Origin of the sequence: Shinella sedimenti (assembly GCF_022601905.1) — a bacterium.
GTDB classification, from domain to species: Bacteria; Pseudomonadota; Alphaproteobacteria; order Rhizobiales; family Rhizobiaceae; genus Shinella; species Shinella sedimenti.
Genome location: NZ_JAKVIN010000006.1, coordinates 275,344 through 294,882, shown reverse-complemented (window position 1 = coordinate 294,882; position 19,539 = coordinate 275,344). Strand labels below are relative to the sequence as shown.

Annotated in this window: 19 protein-coding genes; all 19 read right to left on the bottom strand. The window is 62.0% G+C overall.

Annotated elements, in window-relative coordinates:
- Nucleotides 1–60: 60 nt before the first annotated feature.
- Entirely contained in the window at nt 61–1,656 is a 1,596-nt protein-coding gene (gene serA / locus MKI86_RS15710) for a phosphoglycerate dehydrogenase (RefSeq protein ID WP_241602137.1), read from the bottom strand.
- A 76-nt stretch (nt 1,657–1,732) separates the two neighbouring features.
- The gene (locus tag MKI86_RS15705; RefSeq protein WP_241602134.1) at nt 1,733–2,914 is read right to left on the bottom strand and encodes a phosphoserine transaminase; all 1,182 of its coding nucleotides are present in this window, start codon (nt 2,912–2,914) and stop codon (nt 1,733–1,735) included.
- A gap of 179 nt (nt 2,915–3,093) precedes the next feature.
- Nucleotides 3,094–3,924: an outer membrane protein gene (locus tag MKI86_RS15700; RefSeq protein WP_241602131.1), complete on the bottom strand. Its 831-nt coding sequence runs from the start codon at nt 3,922–3,924 to the stop codon at nt 3,094–3,096.
- Between the two features lie 177 nt (nt 3,925–4,101).
- Entirely contained in the window at nt 4,102–4,929 is an 828-nt protein-coding gene (locus MKI86_RS15695) for an outer membrane protein (RefSeq protein WP_241602129.1), read from the bottom strand.
- 244 nt (nt 4,930–5,173) lie between these two features.
- Nucleotides 5,174–6,526, bottom strand: a complete 1,353-nt coding sequence (gene glmM, locus MKI86_RS15690) for a phosphoglucosamine mutase (RefSeq protein ID WP_241602126.1) — start codon at nt 6,524–6,526, stop codon at nt 5,174–5,176.
- 285 nt (nt 6,527–6,811) lie between these two features.
- The gene (gene ftsH / locus MKI86_RS15685; protein ID WP_241602123.1) at nt 6,812–8,734 is read right to left on the bottom strand and encodes an ATP-dependent zinc metalloprotease FtsH; all 1,923 of its coding nucleotides are present in this window, start codon (nt 8,732–8,734) and stop codon (nt 6,812–6,814) included.
- A gap of 201 nt (nt 8,735–8,935) precedes the next feature.
- Entirely contained in the window at nt 8,936–10,222 is a 1,287-nt protein-coding gene (tilS, locus tag MKI86_RS15680) for a tRNA lysidine(34) synthetase TilS (protein WP_241602120.1), read from the bottom strand.
- A gap of 14 nt (nt 10,223–10,236) precedes the next feature.
- Nucleotides 10,237–11,235, bottom strand: coding sequence for a tol-pal system protein YbgF (gene ybgF, locus MKI86_RS15675; RefSeq protein ID WP_241602119.1), 999 nt, complete (start codon nt 11,233–11,235; stop codon nt 10,237–10,239).
- A gap of 153 nt (nt 11,236–11,388) precedes the next feature.
- The gene (gene pal, locus MKI86_RS15670) at nt 11,389–11,928 is read right to left on the bottom strand and encodes a peptidoglycan-associated lipoprotein Pal (RefSeq protein ID WP_241602116.1); all 540 of its coding nucleotides are present in this window, start codon (nt 11,926–11,928) and stop codon (nt 11,389–11,391) included.
- A gap of 240 nt (nt 11,929–12,168) precedes the next feature.
- Complete coding sequence (tolB, locus tag MKI86_RS15665) at nt 12,169–13,473, bottom strand: Tol-Pal system beta propeller repeat protein TolB (protein ID WP_241602113.1); 1,305 nt, start codon at nt 13,471–13,473, stop codon at nt 12,169–12,171.
- Nucleotides 13,474–13,495: 22 nt separating this feature from the next.
- Complete coding sequence (tolA, locus tag MKI86_RS15660) at nt 13,496–14,608, bottom strand: cell envelope integrity protein TolA (protein WP_241602110.1); 1,113 nt, start codon at nt 14,606–14,608, stop codon at nt 13,496–13,498.
- Between the two features lie 9 nt (nt 14,609–14,617).
- Nucleotides 14,618–15,070 carry a protein TolR gene (tolR, locus tag MKI86_RS15655; RefSeq protein WP_241602107.1) on the bottom strand — a complete coding sequence of 151 codons (453 nt, stop codon included), beginning with the start codon at nt 15,068–15,070 and terminating at the stop codon, nt 14,618–14,620.
- Between the two features lie 26 nt (nt 15,071–15,096).
- Nucleotides 15,097–15,813 carry a protein TolQ gene (tolQ, locus tag MKI86_RS15650; protein ID WP_134645776.1) on the bottom strand — a complete coding sequence of 239 codons (717 nt, stop codon included), beginning with the start codon at nt 15,811–15,813 and terminating at the stop codon, nt 15,097–15,099.
- Between the two features lie 310 nt (nt 15,814–16,123).
- A complete protein-coding gene (gene ybgC / locus MKI86_RS15645; protein WP_370879995.1) occupies nt 16,124–16,585 on the bottom strand; it encodes a tol-pal system-associated acyl-CoA thioesterase in 462 nt (153 codons plus the stop codon).
- A 5-nt stretch (nt 16,586–16,590) separates the two neighbouring features.
- Nucleotides 16,591–17,121: an NUDIX hydrolase gene (locus MKI86_RS15640; protein WP_241602102.1), complete on the bottom strand. Its 531-nt coding sequence runs from the start codon at nt 17,119–17,121 to the stop codon at nt 16,591–16,593.
- Nucleotides 17,114–18,154: a Holliday junction branch migration DNA helicase RuvB gene (ruvB, locus tag MKI86_RS15635; protein ID WP_241602100.1), complete on the bottom strand. Its 1,041-nt coding sequence runs from the start codon at nt 18,152–18,154 to the stop codon at nt 17,114–17,116. The genes MKI86_RS15640 and ruvB overlap by 8 nt, the downstream gene beginning before the upstream one ends.
- Nucleotides 18,155–18,194: 40 nt before the next feature.
- On the bottom strand, nt 18,195–18,812 hold the full coding sequence (gene ruvA / locus MKI86_RS15630) for a Holliday junction branch migration protein RuvA (RefSeq protein ID WP_241602098.1): 618 nt from the start codon (nt 18,810–18,812) through the stop codon (nt 18,195–18,197).
- An 11-nt stretch (nt 18,813–18,823) separates the two neighbouring features.
- Nucleotides 18,824–19,240, bottom strand: coding sequence for a type II toxin-antitoxin system VapC family toxin (locus MKI86_RS15625; protein WP_241602096.1), 417 nt, complete (start codon nt 19,238–19,240; stop codon nt 18,824–18,826).
- Nucleotides 19,221–19,484, bottom strand: coding sequence for an AbrB/MazE/SpoVT family DNA-binding domain-containing protein (locus MKI86_RS15620; RefSeq protein WP_134645786.1), 264 nt, complete (start codon nt 19,482–19,484; stop codon nt 19,221–19,223). The genes MKI86_RS15625 and MKI86_RS15620 overlap by 20 nt, the downstream gene beginning before the upstream one ends.
- Nucleotides 19,485–19,539: the final 55 nt, after the last annotated feature.

Below are 19,539 nucleotides of genomic sequence, written 5' to 3'. Positions count from 1 at the left end.
TGCACAAGGCCCGCAGGTAAAAAACTGCGGGCCTTGGCTTTCGTCTTGGGAGGACGATGGTCAGTCGACGTTGAAGACCAGCGGCTTGATCTGGCGGATTGCCGAATTGGCGCGCAGCTTGTTCAGCACGTCCTCAGACACGGCAGCATCGACATAGAGCAGCGCGATGGCGTCGCCGCCCTGCTTGTCACGGCCGAGCTGGAAGTTGGCGATGTTCACGCCGGCTTCGCCGAGCGTCGTGCCGATGAAGCCGATCATGCCGGGAACGTCGGTGTTGGTGATGTAGACCATGTGGTTGCCCACGTCGGCATCGAGATTGATGCCCTTGATCTGGATGAAGCGCGGCTTGCCGTCGGAGAAGACCGTGCCGGCGATGGAACGCGTCTGGTTCTCCGTCTTTACCGTGAGGCGGATATAGCCGTCGAAGACGCCCGACTTGTCGCGCTTGACCTCGGACAGGATGACACCCTTTTCCTTGATCATGACCGGGGCCGAGACCATGTTCACGTCGGAGACCTGGGAGCGAATGAGGCCGGCCAGCACCGCGCTGGTCAGCGCCTTGGTGTTCATCGACGCGGTTGCGCCGTCATAGAGGATCTCGATTTCCTTGATCGCGCTTTCCGTGACCTGGCCGACGAAGGCGCCGAGCACGTCCGCGAGACGGATGAAGGGCTTCAGGATCGGCGCTTCCTCGGCCGTGATCGACGGCATGTTGATGGCGTTGGAAACCGCACCCTTGACGAGGTAATCCGACATCTGCTCGGCAACCTGCAAGGCAACGTTTTCCTGTGCTTCCGTGGTCGACGCGCCGAGATGCGGCGTGCAGACGACATTCTCGAGACCGAAGAGCGGGCTTTCGGTTGCGGGCTCGACCTCGAACACGTCGAAGCCGGCGCCAGCGACATGGCCGGACTTGATGGCTTCGGCAAGGGCTGCTTCATCGACGAGACCGCCGCGGGCGCAGTTGATGATGCGCACGCCCTTCTTTGTCTTGGCCAGTGCTTCCTTGCCGAGGATGCCGCGGGTCTTGTCGGTCATCGGAACGTGCAGCGTGATGAAGTCGGCCCGGGCGAGCAGGTCGTCCAGTTCAACCTTCTCGACGCCCATTTCCACGGCGCGCTCGGCGGACAGGAAGGGATCGTAGGCGATGACATGCATGCCAAGGCCGATCGCCTTCTTGCAGACGATGCCGCCGATATTGCCGGCACCGATCACACCCAGAACCTTGCCGGTGATTTCGACGCCCATGAACTTCGACTTTTCCCACTTGCCGGCTTGCGTGGAGGTATCGGCGGCGGGCAACTGGCGGGCGACGGCGAACATCAGCGCGATGGCGTGCTCGGCGGTCGTGATCGAGTTGCCGAAAGGCGTATTCATCACGATGATACCGCGGCGCGAGGCGGCCGGGATATCGACATTGTCGACGCCGATGCCGGCGCGACCGATGACCTTGAGATTGGTCGCAGCGGCGATCAGCTTTTCCGTCGCCTTCGTGGCCGAGCGGATGGCGAGACCGTCATAGTTGCCGATGATTTCGGCAAGCTTTTCCTTATCCTTGCCGAGCTTCGGCTGGAAATCGACTTCGACGCCGCGATCGCGGAAGATCTGGACGGCGGTTTCCGACAGTTCGTCGGATACGAGTACGCGAGGTGCCATGAGAGGCCTCCTTCAATGAAACAGGGGAAATAAGATCAAAGGTGGCTTCGCCCAAGGGACGAAGCCGGTCGCGAGATCAGGCCGCAGCCTTGGAAAGCGTCACCTTCTGGGTCTCGAAAGCCCAGGTCAGCCAAGGCATCAACGCCTCGAGATCGGCGGTGTCGATGGTGGCACCAGCCCAGATGCGCAGGCCTGAAGGAGCATCGCGATAGGCGCCGATGTCATAGGCGATACCCTGCTTGTCGAGGAGAGAGACGAGGCCCTTGGCGAACGCCGCCTGCGCATCGGCGTCGAGCGCCAGCACATCCTTGTCGGCAATCGTCAGGCACACCGATGTGTTGGAGCGGGTCGCCGGGTCCTTGGCAAGGTTGGCGATCCAGTCGTTCTGTTCGACGAAATCGAAGATGACCTTGGCATTGGCATCGGCGCGGGCCATCAGGCCCTTGAGGCCGCCAACTTCCTTGGCCCACAGCAACGCATCGATGTAATCCTCGACGCAGAGCATGGACGGCGTGTTGATCGTCTCGCCCTGGAAGATGCCCTCGATGATCTTGCCGCCCTTGGTCATGCGGAAGATCTTCGGCATCGGCCATGCCGGCGTATAGCTTTCCAGACGCTCGACAGCGCGGGGCGACAGGATGATGACGCCATGTGCGCCCTCGCCGCCGAGAACCTTCTGCCAGGAGAAGGTGACGACATCCAGCTTGGCAAAGTCGAGGTTCTGAGCGAAAGCGGCCGAAGTCGCGTCGCAGATCGTCAGGCCCTTGCGGTCGGCCGGGATAAAGTCAGCGTTCGGCACACGCACGCCCGAGGTCGTACCGTTCCAGGTGAAGACCACGTCACGGTCGAAATCGATCGTGGAAAGGTCGGGGAGCAGGCCGTAATCGGCGGTAATTTTGCGCGTGTCGGGAAGCTTCAGCTCCTTCACGACATCCGACACCCAGCCCGAACCAAAGCTTTCCCATGCGACCATATCGACGCCGCGCGGGCCAAGCAGCGACCAGAGCGCCATTTCGACAGCGCCGGTGTCCGAGGCGGGCACGATGCCGATGCGGTAATCCGCAGGCACTTCCAAAACTTCACGGGTGAGATCGATGGCCTGCTTGAGCTTGGCTTTGCCGATCTTGGCGCGGTGCGAACGACCGAGCGGAGCATCGGAAAGCGCGTCGAGCGACCAGTTGGGGCGCTTCGAGCACGGGCCAGAAGAGAAATGGGTATTGTTCGGACGTACGTCCGGTGCGGTGACGGTCTTCGTCATGATCGCTATCCTTCCAGATAGATAGCTCCTCGTTGGGGAGGAGTGTCCCGCCGCCGTGAATATGGAAAACCACTATTTTCGTCAAGAGGTTTCTGTCGCTATCGAAAAATAATCCGGCGCAAACGAAGACGGCGCGCCGGTTGCCCGACACGCCGCGAGGAAGACTGGATTGAAAGGATTTACCAGGTGTTGACGCGAATACCGGCACGGATCTCGTGCTTCTGGAAACCATCGTCACGACCGTTGACGGCATCGACGGAGGTTCCGAGCCCACGCCCGCTGAAGGCCTTGCCGCCCGCCGTGTCGGAGAATCGATATCCGAAATCGAGCTTCACGCGCTCGGTCAGATCGACGGATGCGCCGGCCATCAGAGCGTAGGTGAAGCGCCAGCTGTCCTCGCCCTTGAGGCCGACGGCACCGTTGCTTGCGCCCGCGCAGCTGCCGGCGCCATCCAGGCAGACCGGAAGGACGCTGGTGTCGCTCCATTTCACGTAGGTCGCACCGGCACCGATGCCGACATAGGGCGTAATGCCTGCGACCGTGCCGAGATCGACATATCCGTTGGCCATGACGTTCACGGCGGAATAGTCGCCCTTGTAGTCGAAACGGCAGTTCGTGCCGCCGGGCGCGCCCGCAGCGCAGCCGCCGGAGAACGCCGAATCGCCGGACATGTCGCCGCTGAAGAAATCCGTCGTCAGGTCCGCACGGCTGAAATCGCTGAACTGGTAGCCCACGCCGACACCATAGGAGACCGGCTTGGAGAAGCGCGCACTGTCGAACGGTTGCGAGAACGTTCCTCCACCTGCCCGCTCCGCCGTGTAATCGGGCCTGTCGGTACTGCCCCAGCCGGAATAACCGAGGTCGCCGCGAATGTACCAGCCCTGCGCCAGCGTCGTCTGGGAGACGTCGATTTCCGGCGCGTTGATGATATCGAGGTCGCCGGCAAGGGCGCTCGTGGCAAGCAGGCCGGCGAAGGCCGCGATGACAGGCGATGCGATGCGACGGACCATGATCTCTATCCTTGCAGCCGAAAGCCGGCGATTGAGCCATCGGCGCAGGCCGAATCCGACACGCTACACCGTTGATTAACCATATTCGTTAACCGGTGAAAAAACGGTTAAGCGTCGCCTCGACGCAAAAAGGCCGCCCTTTCGGACGGCCTTCGAATTTCAAATTGCGGAAATGGATTACTTGTAGACGGGCTGCTCGATCGGGATATCGGCCGGCGGAATGTAAGTCGCCGTTTCGCAGCCGTTGAAGGAGTAACGCAGACCGGCCCGCGCTTCGTGGCTGTAGAAACCCTTGTCGTAACCCGGGCCGCCATTTGCAACGTATCCGAACATGTCACCCTTGGTGACGTGGCGGAAGCGATAGCCAACATCAGCCTTCAGGTTGCAGGTCAGGTCGATCGCCGTACCGGCCATCAGGGCATAGGTGAAGCGCCAGCTCTTCTTGCCACCGTGTTCGGTGGTGTCACAGCCCGGACCAGGACCGTCGCAGATGGTGTTCCGCAGCTTGTTCCACTTGACATAGGAGCCACCGATACCGCCACCAACATAAGGCGTGAAGACACCGTACTTGCCGATATCGACATAGGCGTTGGCGAGGAGCGTCAGTGCCGTCAGCGAGCTCTCATCGCTCGACGTGCAGGGGAAGCCACCGCAGTCCCCGCTGGTGCTGCCGCGGAACTTCGACTTGAACATATAGTCAAGCGTCAAGTCCGTACGGAAGTGGTCGGTGATCTGGTAACCGACACCACCGCCGATGATGAAGCCGCTTTTCAGCTTGGCGGTGTCGAAATCACGATCAAGGCCGTTGGAGCCCTGGAAGTAGTGCGCACCGCGCAGCTTGTTGTAGGACCAGCCCGCGTCGCCGCGCAGATACCAGCCACCCGTCTCGACGATGGCGGTTTCCTGGACCGGTGCCTCGATAACCTGCGGCTGATAGATATCGGCCGCATAGGCCGACGTGCCTGTCAGCAGCACGGCCGCGACGCCACTCAAAACTTTCCTCATCGCCTGACTCCAATAGGCTTGCGCTTGGCACGCCCGGCACCCCGGTCCCCAAGCCCTTCGATCAGGCATGGATAATGAAGAAGAAAGGTTAAGGGGCGATTAACTACAAAGATTTACCCTGTTCATTAAATTTGGTTTACCAATTCGGTAAAATTTTAAATAAAATCGCGGAATCGACTTCAAGACAAAAGAAAAGGCCGAAGCATTGGCTCCGGCCTTCTAGAACACTTGTAAGAGGAATGTCTCAGGCTGCGTTGCGTACGGCGCCGATCACGCTGACGAGTTCGTCCACGATGCGCTCGACCTGGGCGCGATCGTCGCCTTCGGCCATGACACGGATGAGCGGTTCGGTGCCGGACGGACGGATGAGCAGGCGGCCGTTCTTGGCGAGTTCACTCTCCGCATCGGCAATGGCCTGCAATACGGCGGCATCTTCGAGCGGCGCGCCGGCCTTTACCCGGACGTTCTTCAGCACTTGCGGAACCGGCTCGAAGCGGTTGCACACTTCGCTGACCGTCTTGCCGCTGCGCTTGACGCAGGCCAGGATTTGCAGGGCGGCGACGAGGCCGTCCCCCGTCGTGCCGAAATCGGAGAGCACGATGTGGCCCGATTGCTCGCCGCCGACATTGTAGTCGTTCTGGCGCATATGCTCGACGACGTAGCGGTCGCCGACCTTTGTGCGCTCAAGGCCGAGGCCCCTGCCCTTGAGGAAGCGCTCGAGGCCGAGATTGGACATGACGGTGGCGACGATGCCGTTGCCACGCAGCATGCCGTCTGCCGCCCAGCTTTCGGCGATCACGGCCATCAGCTGGTCGCCATCGATGATCTTGCCGTTCTCGTCGACGATCTGCACGCGGTCGGCGTCGCCATCAAGCGCGATGCCGATGTCGGCGCGCACTTCATGCACCTTGCGCTGGAGGGTTTCGGGATGGGTCGAGCCGCATTCGAGATTGATGTTGCGTCCATCGGGTTCCGCACCAATCGTCACCACGTCGGCGCCGAGTTCCCAGAGCGCGAGCGGTGCGACCTTGTAGGCGGCACCGTTCGCACAGTCGACGGCGATCCGCAGGCCCTGCAGCGTGACATCGCGCGGCAGCGTGCGCTTGGCCTGCTCGATATAGCGATAAATGTCGCCCTCGACGCGCTTGGCCCGGCCGATATCGGCAGGCTTTGCCAGCTGCGTGGAGAGATCGCTGTCGAGCAGTTCCTCGATCTGCATCTCGATGGCGTCTGAAAGCTTGTAGCCGTCAGGGCCGAACAGCTTGATGCCATTGTCCTGATAGGGATTGTGCGAAGCCGAGATCATGACACCGATATCCGCGCGTAGCGAACGGGTCAGCATGGCGACGGCCGGTGTGGGGATCGGGCCGAGCAGGAAGACATCGAGGCCGGCGGCGGTGAAGCCCGCCACCATGGCATTTTCCAGCATATAGCCGGAAAGACGCGTATCCTTGCCGATCACCACCCGGTGGCGATGATCGCCGTTCCGGAAAATCGTGCCCACGGCAATGCCAACCCGCATGGCGAGATCCGGCGTCATCGGGAAGATGTTGGACTGCCCCCGGATACCATCCGTGCCGAAATAACGACGTTTCATGTTCGCTCCTGAAAAAGATCGCAGGCCGGTGCGGCGCTCTCCATCCGCAACATGCTCAACCTGCAGCTGTCGCCATGCCATATATCAAGGCGGGCAAGACGGAAACCGTTCAGGCGCGCAACATCACTTTATCCTTAAATGCGCGCGGCCTTCGCGCTTCTTTGCCACAAATGCGGGCAAAGCACATCCACCTGTGCATCAGAATTCATTACAGCCCGTTACCAAAAGAAAACGGCCGGGAACTGCTTCCCGGCCGTGTGGCATGCATTATCAAGACGAGCAGTGTTACTGCGGCTGCGGTTCCAGGCCGCCTTCCGGCTCGCCACCCTTCTTGTGGCCCGCCTTCGGTACGGCAGAGCCGCGGCTGGGCGGAGTGTCGTCGCCAAGGTCGCGGGCCGGCTTTTCGCCACGGATCAGCGCCTTGATCTCCTCGCCCGTCAGCGTCTCATATTCGAGCAAGCCTTCGGCGAGCGCCACGAATTCGTGGTGCTGCTCGGTGATGATGCGCTTGGCTTCGGTATAGGCCTCGTCGATCAGGCGACGTACTTCGTTGTCGATCTTCTGCGCGGTGGCTTCCGACACGTTCTTCTGCTGCGACACCGAATGGCCGAGGAAGACCTCCTGCTGGTTTTCGCCGTAAGCGACAAGACCGAGCTGATCGGAGAAGCCCCACTGGGTGACCATCGCACGCGCAAGCTTGGTGGCCTGCTCGATATCGGAGGAGGCGCCGGAGGTGATGTTGTCCTTACCGAAGGTCACTTCCTCGGCAACACGGCCGCCCATCATGATGGCGAGGCGAGAGACCATCCACTTGTAGCTCATCGAGTAGCGATCGCCCTCGGGAAGCTGCATGACCATGCCGAGCGCACGGCCGCGCGGAATGATCGTCGCCTTGTGCAGCGGATCTGCAAGCGGAACCTTGAGCGCGACGATGGCGTGGCCGGCCTCGTGATAGGCGGTCAGCTTCTTCTCCGCCTCAGTCATGGCGGAGGAGCGGCGCTCGGCGCCCATCATGATCTTATCCTTGGCGTCCTCGAACTCCTGCATGGTGACGAGGCGCTTGTTGCGACGCGCGGCCATGAGAGCGGCCTCGTTGACCAGGTTCATCAGGTCGGCACCGGAGAAACCCGGCGTACCACGGGCAAGAACCTTGAGATCCACATTCGGCGCCAGCGGCACGTTGCGGACATGGACCTTGAGGATGCGCTCGCGGCCGACGATATCCGGGTTCGGCACGACGACCTGACGGTCGAAACGGCCGGGACGCAGAAGCGCGGGGTCGAGAACATCCGGACGGTTGGTTGCGGCGATCAGGATGATGCCTTCATTGGCTTCGAAGCCGTCCATCTCGACGAGGAGTTGGTTTAGCGTCTGCTCGCGCTCGTCATTGCCGCCGCCGAGACCAGCGCCGCGGTGACGACCGACGGCATCGATTTCGTCGATGAAGATGATGCACGGCGCATTCTTCTTGGCCTGCTCGAACATGTCGCGCACACGGCTGGCACCGACACCGACGAACATTTCGACAAAGTCGGAACCGGAGATGGTGAAGAAGGGCACGTTGGCTTCACCCGCGACGGAGCGCGCAAGCAGCGTCTTACCGGTACCGGGGGGGCCGACAAGCAGCACGCCGCGCGGAATACGACCGCCGAGGCGCTGGAACTTCTGCGGGTCGCGCAGGAATTCAACAATTTCCTCAAGGTCCTGCTTGGCTTCATCGACACCTGCGACATCCGCAAAAGTGACGCGGCCATGCGCTTCCGTCAGAAGCTTGGCCTTCGATTTGCCGAAACCCATCGCGCCACGCGAGCCACCCTGCATCTGGCGCATGAAGAAGAGCCAGACGCCGAGAATGAGCAGCATGGGCAGCAGTGTGCCGATATAGCTGAGGAAGCCCGACGAGCCATCCGTTTCAGGCCGCGCGCTGACCACGACGTTCTTCGCTTCCAGGCGCTGCACCAGCGAATTGTCGCCGTTTGGCGCATAGGTCTGGAAGGTAGCCCCCGTCTCGACATAGCTGCCGACGATCTTTTCGCCGGTGATGACGACTTCCTTCACCCGGCTCGCATCGACCTCCTTGAGGAACTGCGAATAGGGAATGTCGCGCGAACCGGTCTGGGTCGGGCTCGTCTGGAACATGCTGAACAACGCGATCAGCAGGAGGGCGATGATCGCCCAGAGGGCGAAGTTTCGGAAATTGGGATTCATCGAACGGTCCGGGCACTTTCCCGGCCGGGCTGTCCCGGCCGCTTCTCTGGTCTCTAACATAGGGTCGCCACGCCGCCTTGCCAAGGCAAAGAGCACGGCAAGCGGGCATTTCTCAAACTATCGTCAACAGGCACGCGACAGCGGCTGTTCTGCCTCCCGCCCGCATCGCTGCATTCTAGCACAACGCCCAAGGCGCGGCCTTCATTCGTTTGGCGGAGAGAGAAACGGCAGCCGGCCGCACAGCACTGCCAGCGCCTGCGCCAGCGGCAGGTCGAAACGCGGCAGAAAATGAGTGTAAGGCGCAATCAACCGCTCCGAAAGCACGGCGCCGTCAGGCACGCGACCGCCACGCTCGAAAATGAGGCGCGGCGCCGCACTTGCAGCCCGCAAAGCAGGTCCACGCAGCCCCTTCCCACCGACCTCATCGGAGGCCGTCACGATAATTGCGCGGCCCCCACGGTTGGCAAGCCGGTAACGGCCGTCCCACAGCGCCACGCCCTCCGGCGGCACAGTCACCGCCGCGATGTCACGGCATTCGCGATAGAGATAAAGCCCATCGCGCCGCCGATCAAACACCACGCGACCCGCGGTCAGCCGCGACAGCGTGTCGCTGGCAAGGAAAGCGCGAAGCCGCCCGGCAGCCCGCGCTTCGATGACGTGAGGACGTCCGCCCGCCGTTGCGGCCAGCAACAGAAGCGCCCGCCACGCGGCCGGATCGCCCAGTGCCGCGTGGACGCCATTCGGCGACAGCAAGAAGGCCTCACTTGCTGCCTGCACACGGTCGCGCAGGAAATACGCCCCGCGCAGGGAAAGGGAAAACCGCTGGTTTGGCTCGACAGCGGAAACCCTGGGGTCATCGCCAGACCGCACCCGCACCCGCTCGAATTTCGGATTGCTGTTGCTGGGATCGTCGATCCAGCCCTGTCCTCGCTCTTGAAGAAACGATCGGATTTCGGCGCGGCCGAGGCCGAGGAATGGCCGAAGCAACCAGATGGCGCTTTCCAGCAGCACGGCGTCCGCCATGCCGGAAAGTCCAACCCCTTCCTGCGACCGTGTGGCGCGCATGGTCACGGTCTCGTGCTGATCGTCCAGGGTATGAGCGGAGAGGATGGCATCGGCGCCCGCTTCGCCTGCGGCATCCACGAGCAATGCATAGCGCTTCGCGCGGGCGGCAGCCTGCAAGCCGGCCTGCGGCTTCAGGCCGCTCCAGCGACGCGTGAGATGATGTACGCCATGATGCGCGCAGACGGTTGCGACCCATTGCGCCTCTTCGGCTGAGCCGGCACGCAAATCATGGTCGACGGTGCAGGCGCAAAGCCGGATGCCGGGATAATGCCCGCTTGCGCAAAGTTCCGCGAGCGAGAGGAGAAGCCCCATTGAATCGCTGCCGCCGGAAACCGCGACCAGAAGCGTTACGGGACGCTTGAAACTTTTGAAAAGGCGGTCGGCTGCCTCGATGACGGTATCGTCCGCCCGGGTCACGACCACTCTATGCCCCGCAATCAGCAGGACAGTCGGCTCTGTTCGGAAGAGACCTTGCTTTTGACGGCCTTGGACGCGTCCGGATAGCGCTTGTTTACCTCGCGCAGCGTGGCGCAGGCAGTTTCACGGTTGTCGAGCGCAGCAAGCGACATGCCAAGCTTCAAGAGCATCTCGGGCGCCTTCTTGGACTTGCCGAAGGTCTGATGCGCGTTGAGGAAGGTCTTGGCCGCGTCGTTGAAATTGCCCTGCGAGTACTGCGCCTCGCCCAGCCAGAAATTGGCGTCGGCGGCCTTCTCCGTGTTGGGATAGATGTCGAGATAATCGCGGAACTCGCGCTCGGCGAGCTGGTAATCGCCGGAAAGCACATGCCCGTAGGCGACCTTGTAGAGATCGTCGGGATTGTCGAGCGAAGCCGTCGAGGACTGCGTCGCCTGCGACTGGCCGCTATCGACGCCCGGCAGCGAATTGTCGTTGCCGATCGAAGCGCTCTGGTTGTTGAGATCGGGATTGGTGTCCGCGCCGATCGGATTGCCGTTCTCGTCGAACTTGATGGAGCCGAGCTCCTGCGGCATCGCACCGCCACCGGTATTGGCACGGGTGTTCGCACCGGCGGTATCATCCGCCGGCACGTTGTTCGTTGCAATCTGGCTGTCGGCCGTTCCGCCATTGACCGGCTTGTCGAGCGAGCCGCTCTTTCCGCTGGCGCCAGATTTTCCGCCTTCCAGTTCCTGGAAACGGTATTCGTTGTCTTCCTGCGCCTTGCGGATCTGTTCCTGCATCTGGAGAAGCTGGTAGCTCATCTCCTCGATGCGACCGTTGAGCGTGCGGATCTGCTCTTCAAGCTGGCCGACCCTGGGGTCCATGGCCTGTGCAAGAATGACATTGCCCTTCTCTACCCGCTCGGCCTTGGCCGTAAAGAGACCGCCTGCCAGCGTGGAGAGCGGCGATGCGCTGATCGGCCCGACAGTGCCCACAACCGCTGCCAGACTGAGAACGCCTGCCGCGACAAGTTTCTTCATCTATCGTCGTCCTGTTGATCGAAAAATGCGCCGAAGCACAGGCGCAAGAGTTTTCCAAATGCTCTTAAAAAGCAACGGAGTTCGGCCAAAGTGTGTTGAAAAAAGAAAGGCGGCCTTGCGGCCGCCTCTCCGTTTCTTCCCCTTGGCGGGGAATTACATGCCTGCGCCACCCAGAACTGTGACGGCACGGCGGTTCTGCGACCAGCAGGAAATGTCGTCGCAAACGGCGACCGGCTTTTCCTTGCCGTAGGAGATCGTCTTGATGCGGTTGGCCGGGATACCACGCGAAGCAAGGTACTGGCGGGTCGCGGCCGCACGGCGTGCACCGAGCGCAAGGTTGTATTCACGCGTGCCGCGTTCGTCGGCATGGCCTTCGACCGTGATGGCGTAGTTCGGGTAGCGCTGAAGCCACTGGGCCTGGCGATCGAGTGTCGCAGCGGCATCGGCGCGAACCGACGAGGAGTCGGTGTCGAAGAAGATGCGGTCGCCGACATTAACCGTGAAGTCCTGCTGCGAGCCGGGCGTGGCCGAGCCGCCGGCCCCGCCGTTCAGGCCGAGATCGCCGGCGCTGTTGGGCAGGTTCTTCTTGGAAGCGCAGCCCGCGAGAGCCAGCGTCATGAACAGGGCGATCACGGCCGGGTTACGGGCGATGGTCTGCATACGGCCAGTGGCCGGGGTATCAATGCGGCTCATGAGCCGGTCTCCTTGCATCAGGTCTAGCGTCAAGTTCGTTGAAGCATCGGTTTCAATCAGGGTTGCCAGACTGTAACCGCGAGCGGTTAATCCGCATTCAACGATTATGGTTAATGATTGCTTGCAAGACCGTCCCCGGCCCCTCGCATTCCAGTGGATACGGGCCCGCCGTATCTCGCCTCATCCCTGCCTTGCAGGACTTTGCGGCAAGAACGCGGCAGGCCCGTCCCATAAACGTCACTATTCCAGAAGCGGCGACCATGCCGGGTCGGACGCAAAGCCCTTCGTCTGGACCAGCTGTTCGTTATAACCCGACAGGTCGATCGAGTAGATCTGCGGACCGCCGGCGCCGGCTGCCTGACGGAAGAACATCAGCACGCGGCCGTTCGGCGCCCAGGTCGGACCTTCGTTATGGAAACCCGTCGTCAGGATACGCTCGCCCGACCCATCCGGCTTCATCACGCCGATCGAGAACTTGCCGCCCGATTGCTTGGTGAAGGCGATCAGATCGCCGCGTGGAGACCAGACCGGCGTGGAATAGGAACCGTCGCCGAAGGATACACGACGCTGGTTCGATCCGTCAGCCCCCATGACATAAAGCTGCGGCCTGCCGCCCCGGTCGCTTTCGAACACGACCTGCGCGCCATCGGGCGAATAGGATGGCGAGGTATCGATCGCCGCCGTCGAGGTCAGGCGTGTCGTGGTCCGCGACCGCAGATCCATCGTGTAGATGTTCGAGTTGCCTTCCTGCTGCAGGCTCATGATGACCTTCTGTCCATCCGGCGAGAAGCGCGGCGAGAAGGTCATGCCGGGGAAGTTGCCAACCACTTCACGCTGCCCCGTCTCCAATTGGAGCAGGTAGACGCGCGGCTGGTTGCCCTCGAAGGACATGTAGGTGATCTCCTGACGGTTCGGCGAGAAGCGCGGCGTCAGCACGATGTCGTTGCCATTGGTCAGCGCGCGGGCGTTGAAGCCGTCCTGATCCATGATGGCGAGCTGGCGCTTGCGGGCCGTCTTCGGGCCGCTTTCGGCGACATAGACGATACGGGTGTCGAAGTAGCCCTTTTCGCCGGTCAGGTTCTCATAGATCGCGTCGGCGATGATATGAGCCACACGGCGCCAGTTTTCCGGCTGGGTGAAGAACTGCTGGCCCGTGAGCTGCTGTCCGCCGAAGGTGTCCCAAAGGCGGAACTCGGCACGCAGACGGCCGTCACCTTCCTGCGTCACGCGGCCCGTCACAAGCGCCTGCGCATTGATGACCTTCCAGTCTTCAAAGCGCGGCGGCTGGTCGGGATTGGAAATCTTCTCGATGAAGGCCTGCTTGTTGACAGGCGCGAAAAGGCCGGAACGCTTCAGGTCCGCCGCGATCACGTCAGTGATACGCTGGCCGAGATCACCACTTGCGATGAAGTCGGTCACGGCGATCGGCAGGGGCTCAACATTGCCCTTGTTGATGTTGATTTCAACTCTCGCCGATGCGATCGGCATGGACGCCGCAAGCCCGGTCAGCACGACCAGAAGTCGAATGAGGTTACGTCTCAGCATGTATCTAGGCCTTCCCTAGTTCTTACATCATCTGGCTGGGGTCGAAGTTCACGACGACTTCGCTCCAGGCATCATATTTTTCCGGCGGCAGTCCCTTGAACGGCCGCGATTTCATGATGGCGCGGCGCGCGCCACCGGCAAGGGCGCGGCGCGCAGAGTCCGTGCCGCCGGTCGCGACGACTTCGGGTTCGCCGATAATGTCGCCGTTCTGATCGAGCTGCATCGTCACCTTGATGCGCACATCCTCGGCGCCCGACATCCCGGGCGTGATCGACCAATTGTTCTGGATCTGGCCGCGCAGGGCATCCATCTCGCTCATGGACAGCTTGGTGCCGCTGGTGGTCTTCTTGCCACCCAGCGCCGCCTGCTCCTGGGAACGCTTGGCGCCACCACCGGCTGCCTTTTCCTTGTTGAGAAGCGCCGCGATCTCGTCGGAGTTGAAGTCGCTGTCGTTTTGCGACGTCGCCTTCTCCTGCTTCTTCTTCTCGTCCTTCTTGCGGTCCGGCGTCTTGGCGGTCTCGGCCTTTGCCGTCTCCGTCTTCTTCTCGGCGGGCTTTTCGGCCGGCTCGGCCTTCTTCGTCTCGACCTTCGGCTTCATCTCAGGAAGCGGGATCTTGTCCGGCAGCGCCTCGGCTTCCGGGTCGGCGGCGGGCTTCTCCTCGGAGGGTGTCGCTTCCGGCTTCGGGTCGGGCTTGACCTCTTGCTTGGGCTCGGCAATGGCCGCGACCTCGGTCGAGGGCTCGCTGGCCTTCTGCTCGTCCTGCACCTGTTCGACGGGCTTGGAATCGGGCGTCTGAACGACCTTCTCCGCCTTTTCCGGTGCCGCCGCGGTCTCGATATCACGCGGCTTTTCACCCGGCGTCGGCAGGTTCTTCAGGTCGACCTCGTTGTCGCCAACATTTTCCGCGTTTTCGACCGGCGTTTCCTTCTTCGTCGGAACCGGCGCGGCCTTTTCCTTCATTTCGGCTTTCTTGTCGCCCTGCTGGATCTGCGTCAGCTCCTCGATCGACACGATGTCGACCGGCATCGCTTCGACGTTAGCCACGTCGAAGCTTTCGGGAGAGCCGAGCGATACCAGCGCCCAGGTCAGAACCAGGGAGTGGAGCACGGCGGATGTGGCAAGGCTGCCCTTCATGGCGTGCTGTTACCTGTCCGGTTTCTGCTCGGTGACGAGGCCGATATTGGTGAAACCACCAGCCTGGATGCGCGACATGACATCGGCGACCACGCCATAGGGCGCATTGCCGTCGCCGCGCACGAAGACGCGCTCGGTGTAACCCGTCGTCGCGACGGCCTGCAGCTTGGCGGCGATCTCGTCGATCGGGATTGCCGTTTCCTGCAGGTAGACCTGCCCGTCCGACTTGACCGAAACGGTGATCGGCTGCGTATCGGCATTGAGGGCCGCGGCCTGCGTCTTCGGCAGGTCGATCGGCACGCCGACCGTCATGAGCGGCGCAGCGACCATGAAGATGATGAGCAGAACGAGCATGACGTCCACGAACGGCGTCACGTTGATTTCGCTCATCGGGGCCCGCTTGCCACCGCCGCGACGGCGGCGACCGCCGCCCGAATTCTTTGCACCGACTGACATGCCCATGGCGTTGTCTCCGTTTCAGTCTGCCGTTACTGCGCTGCGGCGCGCGGCTGCAGCTTTTCGTCGATCTGGCGCGAGAGGATGGCCGAGAACTCGTCGGCGAAACCTTCCATGCGCGAGGTCAGCTTGCCTGCATCTGCGGAGAACTTGTTGTAGGCGATAACCGCCGGAATTGCGGCGAGAAGGCCAATTGCCGTCGCTAGAAGCGCTTCCGCGATACCGGGCGCCACAACAGCAAGGCTCGTCTGCTTGGAGCCTGCAATGGCCTGGAACGACGTCATGATACCGACGACCGTACCGAAAAGCCCGACGAACGGGGCTGCCGAGCCGATGGTGGCAAGCGAGCCGAGGCGCGCTTCCAGCGTTTCGGATTCGCGCGACAGCGTCACGTCCATCGCCCTGTCGATACGCATCTGAAGGCCGATTGGCGAGCGCGCACCCCGTTCGAAACTCTTCTTCCATTCGCGCATCGCCGCCACGAAGATGGCGCTCATGCCCGACGTCTGACGGTCGGACAGCGTGCGATAGAGCTCCTCGAGTGATTGCCCGGACCAGAAGACCTGCTCGAAATTATCGAGCTGACGACGGGCGCGCCCATATGTCACCGTTTTGTCGACGACGATCGCCCATGTCCAGACGGACGCGGCGATCAGGCCGAGCATGACGAGCTTTACGACGAAACCGGCCTGCATGAAGAGACCCCAGAGGGTCACACTGTGCGCGGCATCCAAACCCACTTGTTCCATAGACCTATGTCCCCGAATCCAAATACCCGGCACGGGCACATCGCAGCCCGACCGGGTAACATTCCGCCGTCGCGACCGCCTGGGAGTTGGGGCCGCTAGGGCATTCACAAACGCACGTCGCAGCCAGGATCTCGATCCGCACCCGCTTCGCAGCCCGTCAAGAATGTCCGGTTGATGCTGCCGGCCGCCATGCCGGTCAAACGCTTACAACCTGCCTTCTTCACGGCAAATTTGGTTAAAGGATGACGTGCAGTGCACAAAATCCTCACCAACCGAGTAAGACATCATTATGGTTAAGGGAGCGTTACCGCTAAACGACACTGGTCAATTCTTGCGCTCTGGTAAGAAAACGGGTGGCGAGTGCCTCCGGCAGGCGACGCGGCCTGCCCTGCGCATTGATGACGGCGATGATGACGCGCGCGGCAATCAGTAGCTGTTCGCCGCGGCGGATTTCCTGGTTCAGGATCATCTTGGCGCCGCCGGCCTTTTCGGTGGAGGTGAGGATCGTCAGGATATCGTCCATGCGCGCCGGCGCCTTGAAATCGATCTCCATGCGGTGCACCACGAAGACGAGCCCCTCACGGTCTTCCTCCAGCACGAGGCTACCCTGCTCGACCCCGAGCAGGCGAAGATAGTCCGTGCGTCCGCGCTCCAAGAAATGCAGGTAGCGCGCGTGATAGACCACGCCGGAAAAATCCGTGTCTTCGTAATAGACCCGCTGCACGAGCCTATGGCCCGCTTCGGTCAGTTCACCCGAGAGATGGTGAGGCATATCTGTCAAGCTTCAGTCTCCGTTTCGGCCTGCCGCGACACCCCTTCCCGAATGACGACATGTTGAACGGCGGCCGGCAGACGGTCTATGTGATCGGCAATGAACTGCGGCTTCAGCCGGTCACCTACCAGTGCCGAAGGCGTGGCGCGCAACCAGCGGAATTCCACTTCGAGACCATCGACGATGCGGTGCACAATGTCGGTCTCGTGGAAGGGAAAGTCCTCGTCCATGGACAGCAGATAATAGAAACCGAGTTCGTGCGCGGCATAACCTTGATAAGCGAAGAAGCTTTCAACCGTCCATAGCAGGCGCTCGATGCGCACGTCGCGATGGAGTTCTTCGCGCATTTCCCGCAGGATCGTCTCCTGCGAGCTTTCGCCGATCTCGGCGCGCCCTCCGGGCAGCGCCCAGTAATCGTCCTTCACCGCGCGCTGCGCGAGAAGATAACCGTCACGGAAGATCAGGCCCGCCACGCGAAAGCTGAAAAGCTGGGGTTTGCGGTCGATGCGGATCATGTGGCGATCCGGCTCACTCATCCTCGAGCCCCAGCCGGAACTGCGTGGCTTCCAGCTCCTTGGGCGGCGTGAGGCCCATATGCTTCCAGGCATTTGCGGTCAGAACGCGACCGCGCGGCGTGCGCTGAATGAAGCCCTGCTGGATCATGTAGGGCTCGATGATATCCTCGATGGCGTCACGTGGCTCGGAAAGCCCCGCAGCGATCGTCTCGATCCCGACAGGCCCGCCGCCGAAATTATGCGCGATCATCGACAGATAGCGCCGGTCGAGCTGGTCGAGGCCCATATTGTCGACCAGAAGCCGCGTCAGCGCCTCGTCGGCGATTGTTTTTGTGACGGCTTCCGCCCGTGCCACCTCGGCGAAATCGCGCACCCGGCGTAGAAGCCGGCCAGCGATGCGCGGGGTGCCCCGGGCGCGGCGCGCAATCTCGCGCGCGCCCTCGTCCGTCATGCCGAGCCCCATCAGCCGGGCGCCGCGTCGGACGATCGATTCCAGTTCCTCGACGGTGTAGAAATTCAACCGTACCGGGATGCCGAAACGGTCGCGCAGCGGCGTCGTCAAAAGCCCGAGACGCGTGGTGGCAGCGACTAGTGTGAATTTAGAAAGATCGATTTTCACCGAGCGCGCGGCGGGGCCTTCGCCGATGATGAGGTCGAGCTGAAAATCCTCCATGGCCGGATAGAGGATCTCCTCGACGGCCGGATTGAGGCGGTGGATTTCGTCGATGAAGAGCACGTCGCGCTCCTCGAGATTGGTGAGCAGCGCCGCAAGGTCGCCGGCCTTGGCAATGACCGGGCCGGAGGTCGATCGGAAATTGACGCCGAGTTCCTTCGCCATGATCTGGGCGAGCGTGGTCTTGCCAAGACCGGGCGGGCCGACGAACAGCACATGATCGAGCGCTTCGCCGCGATTCTTCGCCGCCTCGATGAAGATCTTGAGGTTGGCGCGCGCCTCCGCCTGGCCGGTGAAGTCGTCCAGCGTTTGCGGCCTCAGGGCCGTGTCGATGTCCTCGCCGCGCTTGTCCGGCGAAAGCAGTCTGTTTTCGTCGCTCATCGCGCCCTAATCCCATTGTCCACGGCGGAAGGCAACCGCGTCACCGCGACAATTCCTTGAGACCGAGACGGATGAGCTTGGCACTGTCAGCGCCCTCCCCGCCATTCTTCAGCGCGGCTGCGATGGCATTGGCGGCCTGGTCGCGCGAGTAGCCGAGATTGGTGAGCGCCGAAACGGCATCGGAAACGGGTGCGGAGGCAACGCCTTCGCCGAGTTCCTGCTTGAGGCCGATGGAAGCGCCGGCCTCGCCGGAGAAAGCCGGGGCCTTGTTGCGCAGTTCCGTCATGATGCGCACGGCGACCTTCGGCCCGACACCCGGCGCCCGCGACACCGCTGTCTTGTCCTGCAGCGCGATAGCATTGGCCAGCTCACCCGGCGTGAGCGTCGAGAGCACGGCGAGCGCGACCTTGGAGCCGACACCCTGCACGCTCTGCAACAGGCGGAACCATTCCCGTTCCAGCGCCGTCAGGAAGCCGAACAGCCGGAACTGGTCCTCGCGCACATAGGTTTCGATGAACAACACGGCCGCCTCGCCGGCGGAGCCGAGCTTGCCGAGCGTGCGGGCCGAACAATGGGCGACATAGCCGACCCCGTGCACGTCGAGGACCACATGATCCTCGCCGATCTCGTCGATAGTGCCTTTGAGTTTGCCGATCATGGAAGGATCCGTCAGGGATGAGTTTCGGGAGAGATGATGTCGAGCGCAGGGAAATAGCCACGGTAACGGGCGGCATCGCGTGTAAGAAGCCGATGGGCCCGAACCGCGGCATGGGCCCCGATCAGAAAGTCCGGTAGCGTGCGCTCGCGCAGTCCGCCGGCGCGGCGATACCGCTGATGCGCCAGTCCCGCCTGGTAGGCGGCGGAAAACGGCAGGGCCTCGCGAACCGGGTTGAGCCGTGAAAGCGTTTGCGCGAGGGTATCCTCGCTCGCCATCAACCCGGCAAGCTCCGCCCAGACGATGGGAGAGAGGACGAACTGAACATCCGGCTTGAGCGCGAGAATGGTGCGCGACGACCAGTCCTTGAACGGCGTTTCGAGCCCAAAGACATCGATGATGATGTTCGTATCAATCAGAACCGAGGTCATCGCGGGGTCCACGGAGCCATTCCATATATTCGTCGGTCGTCATGCCGCCGGTGTCGAAGATACCGCTTCGACTCTTCAGCCAGGCCTCGAAATCGTCCGGCTCCGCACTCTTGCCACCAGCGACGACGATCAGCCTCGCGCCCTTGTCGTCCGCAACGAAATCCACCTCCGAGCCAGGGCCGATATTCAATCGGTCGCGTATCTCCTTGGGGATGGTCACCTGACCTTTTTCTGTCACGCGCATAGTAATACCTCTGAGGTATTACCTATCCGCCACACCGGAACAAGTCAAGAACAAA

Coding starts and splice junctions, on each gene's coding strand:
- serA (WP_241602137.1), bottom strand. CDS start 1,656: ATGGCACCTCGCGTACTCGTATCCGACGAACTGTCGGAAACCGCCGTC.
- MKI86_RS15705 (WP_241602134.1), bottom strand. CDS start 2,914: ATGACGAAGACCGTCACCGCACCGGACGTACGTCCGAACAATACCCAT.
- MKI86_RS15700 (WP_241602131.1), bottom strand. CDS start 3,924: ATGGTCCGTCGCATCGCATCGCCTGTCATCGCGGCCTTCGCCGGCCTG.
- MKI86_RS15695 (WP_241602129.1), bottom strand. CDS start 4,929: ATGAGGAAAGTTTTGAGTGGCGTCGCGGCCGTGCTGCTGACAGGCACG.
- glmM (WP_241602126.1), bottom strand. CDS start 6,526: ATGAAACGTCGTTATTTCGGCACGGATGGTATCCGGGGGCAGTCCAAC.
- ftsH (WP_241602123.1), bottom strand. CDS start 8,734: ATGAATCCCAATTTCCGAAACTTCGCCCTCTGGGCGATCATCGCCCTC.
- ybgF (WP_241602119.1), bottom strand. CDS start 11,235: ATGAAGAAACTTGTCGCGGCAGGCGTTCTCAGTCTGGCAGCGGTTGTG.
- pal (WP_241602116.1), bottom strand. CDS start 11,928: ATGAGCCGCATTGATACCCCGGCCACTGGCCGTATGCAGACCATCGCC.
- tolB (WP_241602113.1), bottom strand. CDS start 13,473: ATGCTGAGACGTAACCTCATTCGACTTCTGGTCGTGCTGACCGGGCTT.
- tolA (WP_241602110.1), bottom strand. CDS start 14,608: ATGAAGGGCAGCCTTGCCACATCCGCCGTGCTCCACTCCCTGGTTCTG.
- tolR (WP_241602107.1), bottom strand. CDS start 15,070: ATGGGCATGTCAGTCGGTGCAAAGAATTCGGGCGGCGGTCGCCGCCGT.
- tolQ (WP_134645776.1), bottom strand. CDS start 15,813: ATGGAACAAGTGGGTTTGGATGCCGCGCACAGTGTGACCCTCTGGGGT.
- ybgC (WP_370879995.1), bottom strand. CDS start 16,585: ATGCCTCACCATCTCTCGGGTGAACTGACCGAAGCGGGCCATAGGCTC.
- MKI86_RS15640 (WP_241602102.1), bottom strand. CDS start 17,121: ATGAGTGAGCCGGATCGCCACATGATCCGCATCGACCGCAAACCCCAG.
- ruvB (WP_241602100.1), bottom strand. CDS start 18,154: ATGAGCGACGAAAACAGACTGCTTTCGCCGGACAAGCGCGGCGAGGAC.
- ruvA (WP_241602098.1), bottom strand. CDS start 18,812: ATGATCGGCAAACTCAAAGGCACTATCGACGAGATCGGCGAGGATCAT.
- MKI86_RS15625 (WP_241602096.1), bottom strand. CDS start 19,240: ATGACCTCGGTTCTGATTGATACGAACATCATCATCGATGTCTTTGGG.
- MKI86_RS15620 (WP_134645786.1), bottom strand. CDS start 19,484: ATGCGCGTGACAGAAAAAGGTCAGGTGACCATCCCCAAGGAGATACGC.